Genomic DNA, 12909 nt, shown 5'->3' on the forward strand with positions numbered 1-12909 from the left:
GGTCTTCGAGATCGGGGTTAACCTGAAACATTGCATTTTCGATTAGCGACATTTCAGGTTGTGGGAATTCTTTGCCTAGCGCGGGCATTCTGACTGGCTTACTGCTGCAGTCCTCCGCGCTTTCAATCATCTCAATAATGGTGCTACGACCAGGTAATGACTTTGCTTTATTGGCAGCGGCCATCAGAACGGGATCTCATCTGCATAGTCATATACGTCATTTTTTTCAACACTAGGTAAGCAATCAGGGCCCGCATTCCAGAATATCTCAATAGCATTATTACTACTAATTAGGCTCCGATGAATACCAGATGCACTACGAATTACCCGTGGAAAAAATATACTGCAGACACAACTCAACATATCACTAAAATAGTTATCACTAGTTAAATTATCAATGCTATAACACAACGATGTAGCGTCTTCACATCCAGCTCGTCCCAGACGATGAGCGCGATAAAACGTCTTCCAAATTTGCTGCGGTGTTACAGTTATATTGATATTGCCTAAGGTCTTTTTATATTCAGTAATCCACTCAGCTTTATTATCAGCTGCTTGCTTTAATTCCAAGCGGCGTAGCTCTGAACGTGTTAGTGGTTTTGCGTCAGACTCTGATTTAGTTAAACCAATGGCTTCTTCAGCCATTTCCATTGCATCACCTAAATCAACCACATGCTCATTAATGCAGGTATGTGCTGCTTTAATCATATGTTTAACCATGTGGTCATTCGCATCTAATCCAGGACTCTGGTCAGACCGAGCAGCGTGATAAGCCATATTCCAGAAATCTCGATATGCTTTTGAGCGTGCGACCCTATGCGCTTCACAATTTTGCTCTATTGCAAATCCTACCGTTATCGTTCTAACGCCATCTTCTTCACAAATACCATTACAAATAAAGTTAAATTCATCATCCAAGGTATGTGTTATATAAATACTACTTGCACCAAGACGTTTAAATTCGTCTCTCAACCCTAAGAAATCATTAAACTCTGACTGCCAAATATGGATAAGGGCCGTTCCTTTGCCATTCTCTTCTTCAAATACACAAAGCTCACCAATACAGCCTTTAGACAAATGAACATTCGGAATACCGTTGTTTAGATACTGCTTAACATTTAGGTAAAACTCATCAAGGTTAAATTCTTGCTTAACTTGCATCTTAGTCTTCCTTATTCGTATCAATTTTTATAACCTTGGTATTGCCGTAAAACTCCACATCTTCAAATCTGAAAAGATAACGGCCATTCTTACCATCAAAACTAAAACAGCTAATGAAGTCTTTTAAAAGAGAAGTAAAATCACCTTTCGAAATATCTGCAGTTTGGTCAACAGCTAACTCTCGCACTGCTTCATGCAAATATTTGGTGAGTTCTTCACATGGGTAACCGTCAATAATTGAACCGGCGAACAGGTCAAACATATCAATCATTTCTTGTTCGTTAATTTCATGTCTAATAATCATGGTTAAATATCCTTTATTCATACTTCTGCATACTCATGCGCGTTTAATACGACATAACCGCCCAGGCCCTTTGGTCGGCCAATAACACCACGAAACAACTGGCGACAATCTAGCTGCTGGCATGCGTTATTGATGGCATCTTGTTTGGTTTCGCATTCACCTATTTCGACGGTGCGCAGTTCGTGGGTTTTAGGGTGTTCACGCATACCGCCATTTGGACACAGCTCTATTGCTAGATACATCATGCGACCATCCAGATAGTTGTATTGTGAATATCGAGTGTCTTTTCCCACCACAGTTCTATACAGGCGACTAACTTGGTTAAGCCGAAGCCTTGCGCCATAAAGTACACAGAACGAATAGCGCCTAAGGCAAGTTGCTCTTGGCTAGAGCCTGAATCTGAACAAGCTACGACACTTTGCCAAAAGGCAAATACAGTAATCAATACTTCTTCTTGCTTGAGCGTTGCGTAAAGGTTGAAATGAAAACAAGGCATTGCAAGTGCATCGCTACGACCAGCATCAACGCATTCAAACAGGTCGATGATCCAATCGGCTTTGTCTTCATCGATACCAAGTGAGTGCAGCGCCGAACGCACATTTTCGACGGGGGCTAAAATACGTTTCATGCCGCCACCTCATTTTTTATCAAGTTGCTTAGTTCGTTATACGTAGAAGTGACTTGTCTAAATGCAGTTAAGCCATCGAGGTAAATGGTTTTATCCATTAGCTTGTTCGCTGACCAGGTATTCGGGGTTTGTATGCCGCTAAAGTAGGCTTTATCAACGGCGATAACTTCGAGTGCATCGGCATGGCCAATATAGCGAACAGACACGCTTAATTTTTCAGGTTTGGCGATGGCAATAAACATGAGTTCGTTGATCACGTCGTTTATTGTTGGATTTGCTTTAATCATGGTATTCCCTTACTTGTTAAATTCAGTTAATGAGTAACCAGCCATTTCATTGATTACCGGTGCTAAACGTTTTATGACGCAGTGGATCGCGGTTTTTTGAATTTGATTAAATTTTTGAAACGTAAATTTCATGTCACGCTCTTCCATTCCTGCAGCAAAACAGATAACGCGCTTTATCTCGTCACCTTGTTTGTTGTAGATAACAGCGACACGATTATGACTAAACATGTCGCGGACTTGAGCGATGGCTTGAGCCGCCGAGTCTTGGTGCTGTGTTTGTACGAGTTGTGCTTGTCCCATAACAATTCCCTCTTACATACCTGGTAATGGCAATCCGCCGATAACAGCATCTGTACACATGGACACGAACGGCCCTGCACCACCGCAGCGGTTTTCAACGTCAGACATAAGAAAGACCAGTTCACGTACCGCGTCTTGTGCCTTTTTGATTATTTGGTCTTTTTTGAATCGGGTTAGCCGGCGATCTGATTCGGCTTCTAAGATGTGTCGGTTTATTTCACCGGCATGGCTGGTCACGCTCATGGCGCTGAGCGTGAGTGGTTTGGATTCACCTTGTTTGGGTAGACGAACGGCGGTTAGTCCGACTTCGAGTATTGCGCTGTTGATAATGTCGTGATTATCGGTTGCGGTGGTGATTTTAATTAACTCGCTAACGGTTAATTGATGTGGCTGATTGGGGTTGAGTTTGTTTCGTAGTATTTGCCCACGCATACCGCACTCGTTTGCAATCTGCTCTAAGTTTTCGATATCTGCAAACCTAATACATGCAGACTCTATTGGGCTCTGTTTACTCTCATTTGACTCATACATTGCTAAAATCTCCTTATATGCAATGATTAAGTAACAATCCAAGTACGCAAATGAATATGATCGCTTCTGTTTTAACGATTAATGAGAAACGATACTTGCGTTTATTCACGCTTGGTTCGATGAATACACCTGCCGAAACCTCTATAAAGCCCTGTTGATGGGCGTTTATAGTGATCTCTGATTGGCTATTAGTTTGATTATGCAAAGCGTTGTGCATCTGCTTTTTTGAATAAGGCGACAAGATTGATGAGTACTGCACCTTTATCGCTGTCTTTTGGCATGATAGGTAGCTTTCCGCTTGCAACCGCCTGATTAATAGCGCCCATTGACTGCCCTGTTGCATCGGCATATTTCTTTTTTGTGCAGTAAGGCACAGGGAGCTGTATTGTAATTGACGACATAGTGGTATCCTTGTTGGTTATATTCAATATCATTAGACAATATGCGACCCGCCAATGGGTCAAATGAACTACAGGACGGATAATAGATCCATTATGGCCAACATGCAAGACAAAATAAGACATTTGGACTACAGCGGCGGTCGAAATGTGACTGACAAACTTAAATCAGTGCTGAAATGTGATTCCTTCGAGGATATGGCTAGGACATTTGACATACCAAAGTCTACAATTTTCACATGGCATAAACGCAATATGACTCCTTTCGAGATCGCGGTGAGAATTCATCTAATTAAAGGTGTGTCTTTAAAATGGCTATTACTAGATCAAGGTGAGGCTTTTGAAAGTGCTGGTATGGTATTAAAAGAGAAGTTTGTAATTGAAAAAATAACGAACGGCATACTAGACAAGTCTGAAGAAATGAACCTTGATGTGTCGATAATGAAGCGTTATGAATTAACGCCTTCGATTACTCGCGTGATCGATCTTGATGGATCTTTGTTGTTTGTTAATACAGAAGAAACTAACCCTAGTTCTGGTCGTTATTTATTGGATATTGATGGTTCAATTTCTATAAATCATTTACAGCGTTTACCAGGTAAAAAACTAGCCATGAGTTATGGTAATACATCAGTTGAAGTTGCAGAAGCGGATATTGTGGTGCTGGGACGTGTAGTGTTGGCGATGGAAAAAGAGTAATGAGAAGAACTTAAAACATGCTATCCGTTTCATACCATTAGAAAAGATACGGATAGAACTATCTCTTAGTTATTACTGATAGACATTACCCCCCTAATAGCTGTATATTCACCCAGTATTTTAGTCGTTACAAGTTGTAATCGTGAATATTAAAACCGTTGTTTATACTTAATATAATAGTATCGTTAAAGTGTAATGTTCATGGCTTGCCTTATACCAAGAGAGAATTGAATGAAGGTCCTTCTTTCCATCAAACCAGAATTTGTTGCCAAAATTTTTTCTGGTGAAAAATTATTTGAATACAGAAAAGCTGTATTTAAAAAACCCGGTGTTAAATCCATAGTTATTTATTCGACAATGCCAGAAGGAAAAATTGTTGGAGAATTTTCTATTGGTGATATTCTAGCAAAACATCCAAAAGAGCTTTGGGAAGAAACCAAAAAAGTATCAGGTATAAACAAAGAATTTTTCGACGAGTATTTTAATGACCGAGATATAGGTTACGCAATTCAAATTAAAGCACTAAAAAAATATGATCAACCAATTGACCCTTACAAAAAAGAGAGAGGCTTTAAAGCCCCCCAATCTTTCAAATATTTAGATTCAGAGTCAGTCCTTTGTCTGCCTTAGTTTTTTATAAACTTAGGATCAACTTCTGAAATGTCTAATATGTGTTGGAACTGTCCATTTGATAGTTCCAAAAATCCCCACCGATCAGCTCTATTTAAACCAACATCATCAGCCAGTCTCTTCCGAATAGGTCGCTTAGGTAAGGCCACGTTATAAGTGAAGTTGATTACATAATTATATCTTCTTTCTCTATATATGCCTCGAAGTTCGGCATCACTGAATACGCTAAACTTCACGCATTCACTTACAAAATCATCTTCTGTTTTATAATCATTAAGCGTATGAACACCTTCGACGACACAAAGAGAGGTTGCGACTGCACTGTACTCTGCTGGAGTTAACTTATCACCGGTTCGATAAATAACAAGTACATCTCCCCTTTGTAGCTCCATTACTCCTGACATCTGGCAAATATATATTTTGTGGATGCTGTTTGAATGTGATACATCTTTTACGATATTTTGAGACTCATTATTTAATATCGAATCTGGAAAAAGTTTAGTATGATGATTAGGATAAATACTCAACAAGAATTTTCTATTATCTCTGGTGTTGATGAATGGGTAATCTTTATCTACATCACCGTGCATTTTATTTAAATCTCTTAACAAAACTTGCTCGACACCATTCGCGGTTGTCTTAGTTGCAAAAAGTTCAAATCCATAACGAGTAAATAGTTCAACTAGATATCCATGCTGCTCGCCAAACACCGTCACATATATATCATCTACATTAGGGTTTCGCGCTAGAGCATAATCAAATATTTTTTTCAGATAACGATCCCCTCTCCGTGTCCCTTGCGGATTGAACTTAAAAGTACCCACTTTCATATGACTTGAATTGGGAAGAAGAGGCACCGTATCATCACCAGGACCCTCCTCGAATTTACAGAAGAGAAAGCCCTCTATTTTGTTTTGAGTGTTATAAAGAACCAAAGCTGTATTTTCAGATTTATTCCCAAACCAATTCGTAAACTCAGCATACCCTGATTTTAATGAATCGAAGAATTCATCGTCTAGATTTATATCTTTAAATTTTTGTACTTTCAAATTTTCCATATTCAATTTCCTGCGCGTAACCGGTAAACATAAAAATTATCGTTTACAGTGTTAAATACAAATTTAAAGAGGTATTATCTCACAAATAACACTTTATGGTTAATGACTTACATGTTTTCGTGAGGTTAGGTATATAATAATTAGCCGCTATTTTTACTAAAAATTTAGTTTTGAAGAGCGCGGTTGCCCAGTAGATTATTATTTAAATAAACAGAATAACTATACAAAAACAGATTATGATCTAGGCCACTTAACTCCATCAGGCACTATGGACTTCTCTCAAGAATCCATGCAGTAAGATTTCTTAATGTCAGATAGGCTCAACAGCAACCCGGATTTAACCGAGGAGAGTAGAAAGACCTACGAAGAATTGTATGTCGTATATGGTGCAGTTTGGGGTAGTAATGAAAACTATATGGGTAGAGGAGTTCACATTCTAATATATTTCAACAAGGTCATATTCGATCCAATTTACAATAATGCGATTGAATTTATTATCCTCCATAGAAAAGTATCTTCTTCTGTGCTTCCCTCTTTCATCACAGCAGTTACGAAGTTGAACAAGTTACCTGACTCGATTTATTCAGTGATCTACCAGACTGTATTGGAAATGGAAATGAAATTGAAGATAAGATTTGGGAAATATGATAAGTCAGAACTAGCCATAACCGCAGAAACTAAGAGCTACTGTACATAATAGAATTTAATTTATAATAGGCTCTATCCCCCTATCATAGATAGGGGCTATATTGAGCATTGAATGCTATTCTACTTAGGTGTACCAAACGCCAAACATGCGCCTAAATAGATTGATATTTTGCTTATCTTTTTCATCAAGCTTATGGACTTGAACCAATTCATTGTGGCATCTTTCCATTATCGAAAGCTTAACAGGTGTCTCCTCCACCTCTATAGATGCCTTAACTCGTCTATATTTATCTGCGGCGTTGATATCCAGATATTCATACTGATAAAGCTCAGACTCTAATACTATATACCTTTGCCTCAATGTCGTGTGTAGAGATGTCTTAGATTTAGAATCCATAACTAACTCAATAATCTGCAATATAGCAGCTGAAAATGCAGAAAATTTGGCAACTTCAGGCGTTGTGGAAATAACAGCAGCTCCAGCACTTGTGCTTAAGATCAAAGTAAAGGCTGTGACTAACTTACCAAACCGACTATAAAAATTCTGCATATGCATGTGATACCTAATCCCTAGTTGGGTGTTCCACAGCAAATCCCAATGGTTTTGATAGTCTTTATCAGGGATATTTCCATCTTGCATGCAAGTACCTACATATTATTTTACTTGTTTTTTGGGTGTAATCCAGGTCGTACAGGTGTAGAGAATGATTGCGTTATTGTTTGAGGTTCGGATGTTTTAATCTGGTCGAAAGAATCGCCAATAACAACAGCCCCTTTAGGTCTTTGCAATTTGTTGTTGATTATTACTTTTGACTGTTGGTTTTTTTGGACCTTATTTGACATATAAATCGACTTATCTACTAGTTAAATAAAAAAATATCATACCACTTACTCATGCAACTGAATACCTAATATAACATTAATAGGAGCCCTAAGTTACTAGAATATTTTAGTTTATCTCTCCAGCATCTGTATCTTTGCGAATAATGCATGTTATGTAATATCATCAAAATATTACCAATATGAGCTCTATTAAACATATAGTACGTAACACCGTCTAAAATCATAATATCTGATTAAAATCGGCGTTGAGTAGGCAAGAATAAATAGCTTATTGAATAATAAGGACAGGTTGTGAAACCAAACATTGTATATAAGCACAGAGACAAATTGGGCTTAACTCCCCCAACCTCTAACCTCTAACCTCTAACCTCTAACCTCCCTATATTATGAATGTTGCCCAACTAAATTCATAACAAATAACTGTCCTTAGATAGGGAAAGTATTCTAAACACACCAAAGTCAGATCTTGATGGCTCAGTTCTAGAAAGTTAGTTAGAGTCGATGTTCTATAAAGCCACGTTGGGATTAGAATCCAGTAACAAGGCGCAGACCTGACTCCGTTGGTTCTTTTCAGGAGTCAGCTTCCGGTCTATAAGTAAACTCCATTCTGAACTTACCTTTATCGGTCAAAATTGTTTTAAAAAATGCCTGTGACTTTACTCAAACACCTAACATAATTAATATGTTACAGTGACTTAACTAAGTAAATGACCTAAATAATATAGGAGAGACAAATTCGTGTATTTAGAAAGTCTAACCATAAAAAATTACAGAAAATTTCGTTCCACAGATAATACGATATGCTTCGTTAAGCCTGAAATTGTCGATATGAGTGCTGAAGAAGAGCTGCTAGCATCAGTGATAGCGCCTTCAACTACCTTAATCATTGGTAAGAATAATGCAGGTAAAACTACAGTCGTCAATGCATTAAAGATGCTATGCCATAATGAACAACCTTCAGCGTCTGACTTTAACCTCTCCTATTTAAAGGAGTTGTTCAATCAATATAAACAAGCTTTTGACGCGGAACAAACAACAAAATTTGAATGTTTAGAAACGCCTAATTTAGAGTTCACTCTGAGGGTCGAAGTGGACTTCAATGATGAAGATTTAATGACTCACCTTGCTCCTTTTATATCAATTAGTGAAGAAGGAAATGGGGAACCAGTTAGTGTGCACATCGTAGTTAAGGTAGCGCTTGCTGAAGAATCTGCATTTAAAGAGGAAGTGAGCAAGATCTTGAAGACTACTGATTCAGAAGGGCAAGAACTAAAGAGCAATCAAAGGTTTGAAACATTTTACGCCCTGCTTTCAAAAGAAAATAGCGTTATCCAAGCAGAGGGGAACCTTTATCAAATCGCATTTATGGATCTTCTTGGAGATGTAACAGAGAAGTTTTCCCTAAAAAAACTGATCAATATTAAAGAAATTAAAGCTAACCGCCATCTTAAAGAAGGTGTACTGAGCGATGTTTTTAACAAAATAATTGCCTTTCAGTTCGCTAATGACGTTAGTTCCCGTTCTAGTTTAGAAACAAGCATAGAATCAATAAATAAAAAGATATCTGGAAATGTGGGTGCTAAAAGTACTGATATTTCTCAAGTATTGGGGGAGCTAGAAAGCACAAACAAGGTTAATCTGAATTTATCTGGCAACGTTACTTACGATGCCATCATGAAAGGGCTGATCAAATATAACTTCATGGATGACGATGACTATATTCCAGAAGACCAATTTGGCTTAGGCTATATCAACCTGCTAAACATTATTGGTGAGATCATCCATTTTGTTGATAGCTATGAAGATAACAGTCATTTTAGTCGAATCAATCTACTCTTTATTGAAGAACCAGAGGCGTTTATGCACCCTCAGATGCAAGAGTTTTTCATTAAGCGTATTGATAATGCAGTAAAAAAAGCACTGGAGATCGCAAATACGTCTTCACAAGATACAAAAACACTACAGTGCCAGATAGCGATTACTACTCACTCTTCTCATATAGTCAATAGTAAGATTCACAGCAGTAATACCTTCAATAATATTAACTATTTAACCTCAATAAACAAATGTACTAAAGCCATAAACCTCACGGATGACACCGTAGTTTCTAGTGATGATAGTAATGCGAACAAAAAGCTCAATTTTATTAAAAAACATATAAAGTACAAAGTCTCAGAGTTGTTCTTTTCTGATGCTGTTATCTTTGTTGAGGGTATTACAGAAGAAACCTTGTTAAATTACTATTTGGAAAATCACCAAAACCTTAGCGAATACTACATCTCAGTTTTTAACATTAACGGTGCTCACGGTAAATTGTATCTTCCGCTGGCGAAAAAACTCAGTGTCCCTAGCTTGATTGTTACCGATTTGGATATCAAGCGTGCAAAGTGTGAGAAAGGGGAAAAGCATAAAAAAATCGAAACATGTAGTGTGTGTAATCAGCAGTCTGAAGATGGTGATACCCCTTTTGTAGCAGGAACAGATCCTCGATATCTCCAAATCACAAGCCTTAGTAGCCGCGTGACAACCAATTCAACTCTTATTGAATTCAATCATAAATTGAAAGGTAAATCTAAAGATGTAGCAAGCAAAATTAATGATATAGAGTTCTTTGAGGATGATAATCTTTATGCTGTATTCCAAAAAGATCCTATCGAGGGGCAATATGCGACTAGCTTTGAAGAAGCGTTAATATTAACAAATTACACACATGATATTATTAATAGTGTAATTAAAAGTTGTAAGCCGGATATATATAAGGATATTTTAAATAACGGTAGTGAAGAGTCACTAAGAAACCTAATTACTCACTCGTATAAGCTACAGAAAAAACTCTCAGATAGTAAGAGTAAGTTTTCCAATGAACTAATATTTAGCCTACTTTCAGCAGAAGAAAGTGATGTTTTACCGAAATTACCAAACTACTTAGAAGATGGTTTAAGTTGGCTGGTGACTAAACTTAAAACCAATGACACACCTTCATTAAGTAAGGCTGAAGCGGTGGTTGATGTGGAAGTTGAAAATACGGAAATAGAACGTACGGGGGTTACATCTGATGACGCCCAATGAGACAGCTGAACTAGATATTCAGAAAAGCATCAATAAACATATCGATGATTTTAATAGCTTTCGTTTCAACGCTGGGGCGGGAGCAGGCAAGACCTATGCACTGATAGAAGCACTAAAATACGTCACTATCAATAAAATAGCTGCTATCAAAAGCCCACAAAAAGTGGCGTGTATCACCTATACCAATGTTGCGGTAAATGAGATAAAAAGCCGACTAGGTAACTCAGATGCAGTACAAGTTTCAACCATTCATGAAAGATTATGGGAGATAATCAAAAGGGCTCAGCCTCAACTTTTGATATGTCATAAGGAGAAAATAGAAGAGGTCATAGAGAAGAATAATCAAGACCTGCACAATTCAACAAAAGCGCAATTCTTTAATGACCTCGAACAGCCAAAGCAACAAGAATTTATGGAGTTTGCTTTACAGACTAAAAAGCTTTTCTATCAGTCTAAAAAGCTAAACGCAGCTGATTTCAGAAACGCTTATAACGATATCGAGATTAATAAACCACATTTTCTAAATGATTACTTAGGAAATATAGGAAACTTCAAATTTGTCATCAGTCTAATATATAAAAGACAAAGACTTATAGATTGTTCTGAAAGAATTGATACTGGAGAAAAAAAACGAGTTAATTATGACAGCAAGGTAAACTCTGACAGACTTCACTATATGAAGTTCAGCCACGATACCCTGCTTGAGTATGGATTGAAGCTTGTTGAAACTTACCCAATCCTTTGCCGTATAATTATTGATAGTTATCCATATTTCTTTATTGATGAATATCAGGATACACATAGCAACGTGGTTAAGTTTGTCAAAACTATTCATGACTACGCAATAGGAAATAATAAAGACTGGGTGGTAGGCTATTTTGGTGATACAGCGCAGAGCATTTATGATGATGGTGTTGGTCGAAAAATTGCAGATCTTCATGATGGATTGGTTAATGTCGATAAGATATTTAATAGACGATCACACCAGCAAATTATTGATGTAGCCAATAACATTCGTGCTGATGAAATAATTCAAATACCTATTTTTGAGGAACGAAATACTGGTTCAGTACGTTTTTTCTACAATAATTCAGAGGATAAACTGACTACAGCTCAACAATTCCTAGCCAAATATAAAAATGATCTTATCACAAACAATGGAGAGTCAGGAGATATACTTCCTGAAGAGACTAAAATTCATTGCTTAGTATTAACAAACAAACTCATAGCAAACTTTAATGGGTTTAGTGATGTTTATGAAGTATATAAAAAATCAGCTATCTATTATGACAATCTAAATACCCAAGTGTTATCTCAACAATTAGAAAAGCTACATCCGACGGTTTTAACCATTTATCACCTTATTAAGCTTTATCAAGATATCCAGCAAGGAAAGGTTTCGTACTATGATGTTTTTGGAGCATCGAGTAAAAATATGGCATTCTCCAAGGCAAGCTTGATTATCCGTGAATTAGGGAATACAGAAATTGCATCATTAAAAGACTGGGTCGACTTAATTATTGATAGACTTGACAATAGCAGCGCTAAAGAATGCCTATCCAAGGCACTGAATAGTAAGGTTAAATTAACTAATCATGATGTAATTTCTGCTGATGTATTTCGGTCATCATTGTTAGACAGTATTAATATGCTAATGAATGAGGATTCGGAGGATGAAGATAAATCCAAAGAAAAAGTGGATAGCGTTTTAGCGCTGCCAGTCATATCCTTAATGAACTGGGCTAACTTTATTTATGGTATCGAAGCCGATGATATTAGCTACCATACCTATCATGGCACTAAGGGGGAAGAGTACGAGAATGTCGCCATCATCCTAGAACATAGCTTTGGTAGGAACAATAAAGATAAATTTAAAAACTATTTTAATGCTATACAACAAAATGAGGAAGAAAAAGAGAACTTATTTTCTGACAATGAAATGGAAGAAAAACATATTAATACCCAGAATTTACTCTATGTTGCCTCTTCGCGAGCGATAAAAAATCTTAGGGTACTGTATCTGGATGATATCTCGCAGATCAAGGAAGGCATCGAGGCTATTTTTGGTGAGAGCAAACCTTGGCCAATAGAAGATAATCATATTTCTACGTAGTTTATTACACTTGATCAAAAAGTTAACAGTGAAGATTGCTGTTGCCTTGGTGTTAGTATAGCGTTGTTGATCAATTAGGTGCTTAAGATTAAGAATCCAGAGGGGGAAAACATTGCTTTTCCCACCTATTATTCTAAGTATTGAAAAGTTATTTGATAAGCAACGTGAAATAGTTGGTTAACGAAACGTGCTTGCTGGAAATTGTGACAGGTCTTGTTATAGACCCTGTAAATGATTCTG

16 protein-coding genes are annotated in these 12909 nt (G+C 37.2%); 5 read left to right on the top strand and 11 right to left on the bottom strand.

Annotation, left to right across the window (positions count from 1 at the left end):
- The 9 genes from BT797_RS23335 to BT797_RS23375 all read right to left on the bottom strand — a co-directional run.
- Positions 1-184: hypothetical protein (locus tag BT797_RS23335; RefSeq protein WP_139292013.1), on the bottom strand; the 184-nt coding region annotated here is incomplete at its 3' end.
- Positions 184-1161 (bottom strand): hypothetical protein, encoded by a 978-nt coding sequence (locus BT797_RS23340; RefSeq protein ID WP_075473678.1) that lies wholly within the window; start codon positions 1159-1161, stop codon positions 184-186. The genes BT797_RS23340 and BT797_RS23335, both read right to left, overlap by 1 nt.
- A gap of 1 nt (position 1162) precedes the next feature.
- Positions 1163-1465 (bottom strand): hypothetical protein, encoded by a 303-nt coding sequence (locus BT797_RS23345; protein WP_075473679.1) that lies wholly within the window; start codon positions 1463-1465, stop codon positions 1163-1165.
- Between the two features lie 17 nt (positions 1466-1482).
- Entirely contained in the window at positions 1483-1710 is a 228-nt protein-coding gene (locus BT797_RS23350) for a hypothetical protein (RefSeq protein ID WP_075473680.1), read from the bottom strand.
- On the bottom strand, positions 1707-2093 hold the full coding sequence (locus BT797_RS23355) for a hypothetical protein (RefSeq protein ID WP_075473681.1): 387 nt from the start codon (positions 2091-2093) through the stop codon (positions 1707-1709). The genes BT797_RS23350 and BT797_RS23355 overlap by 4 nt, the downstream gene beginning before the upstream one ends.
- On the bottom strand, positions 2090-2380 hold the full coding sequence (locus BT797_RS23360; protein ID WP_075473682.1) for a hypothetical protein: 291 nt from the start codon (positions 2378-2380) through the stop codon (positions 2090-2092). The genes BT797_RS23355 and BT797_RS23360 overlap by 4 nt, the downstream gene beginning before the upstream one ends.
- 9 nt (positions 2381-2389) lie before the next feature.
- Positions 2390-2680, bottom strand: coding sequence for a hypothetical protein (locus BT797_RS23365; protein WP_075473683.1), 291 nt, complete (start codon positions 2678-2680; stop codon positions 2390-2392).
- A gap of 12 nt (positions 2681-2692) precedes the next feature.
- Positions 2693-3211, bottom strand: a complete 519-nt coding sequence (locus BT797_RS23370) for a phage regulatory CII family protein (RefSeq protein WP_075473684.1) — start codon at positions 3209-3211, stop codon at positions 2693-2695.
- A gap of 197 nt (positions 3212-3408) precedes the next feature.
- Complete coding sequence (locus tag BT797_RS23375) at positions 3409-3612, bottom strand: Rha family transcriptional regulator (protein WP_075473685.1); 204 nt, start codon at positions 3610-3612, stop codon at positions 3409-3411.
- Between the two features lie 102 nt (positions 3613-3714).
- On the opposite strand from BT797_RS23375, the gene BT797_RS23380 reads away from it, so the two are divergent.
- Positions 3715-4308, top strand: a complete 594-nt coding sequence (locus tag BT797_RS23380; protein WP_280522473.1) for a helix-turn-helix domain-containing protein — start codon at positions 3715-3717, stop codon at positions 4306-4308.
- 231 nt (positions 4309-4539) lie between these two features.
- On the top strand, positions 4540-4938 hold the full coding sequence (locus tag BT797_RS23385; protein WP_075473687.1) for an ASCH domain-containing protein: 399 nt from the start codon (positions 4540-4542) through the stop codon (positions 4936-4938).
- Here the strand turns inward: BT797_RS23385 and BT797_RS23390 are convergent.
- A complete protein-coding gene (locus BT797_RS23390) occupies positions 4935-5996 on the bottom strand; it encodes an N-acetyltransferase (protein ID WP_075473688.1) in 1062 nt (353 codons plus the stop codon). The genes BT797_RS23385 and BT797_RS23390 overlap by 4 nt on opposite strands.
- Positions 5997-6303: 307 nt before the next feature.
- Here BT797_RS23390 and BT797_RS23395 point away from each other — a divergent pair, with 307 nt between their 5' ends.
- Positions 6304-6693: a hypothetical protein gene (locus BT797_RS23395; protein WP_075473689.1), complete on the top strand. Its 390-nt coding sequence runs from the start codon at positions 6304-6306 to the stop codon at positions 6691-6693.
- A 75-nt stretch (positions 6694-6768) separates the two neighbouring features.
- On the opposite strand, the gene BT797_RS23400 is transcribed toward BT797_RS23395, so the two are convergent.
- Entirely contained in the window at positions 6769-7284 is a 516-nt protein-coding gene (locus tag BT797_RS23400; protein WP_075473690.1) for a hypothetical protein, read from the bottom strand.
- 941 nt (positions 7285-8225) lie between these two features.
- Here BT797_RS23400 and BT797_RS23405 point away from each other — a divergent pair.
- Together BT797_RS23405 and BT797_RS23410 are read left to right on the top strand one after the other, a co-directional pair.
- Positions 8226-10556: an AAA family ATPase gene (locus tag BT797_RS23405; RefSeq protein ID WP_075473691.1), complete on the top strand. Its 2331-nt coding sequence runs from the start codon at positions 8226-8228 to the stop codon at positions 10554-10556.
- Complete coding sequence (locus tag BT797_RS23410; protein ID WP_075473692.1) at positions 10543-12669, top strand: UvrD-helicase domain-containing protein; 2127 nt, start codon at positions 10543-10545, stop codon at positions 12667-12669. The genes BT797_RS23405 and BT797_RS23410 overlap by 14 nt, the downstream gene beginning before the upstream one ends.
- Positions 12670-12909: the final 240 nt, after the last annotated feature.

It is taken from the genome of Moritella viscosa (assembly GCF_900120065.1).
GTDB classification, from domain to species: Bacteria; Pseudomonadota; Gammaproteobacteria; order Enterobacterales; family Moritellaceae; genus Moritella; species Moritella viscosa.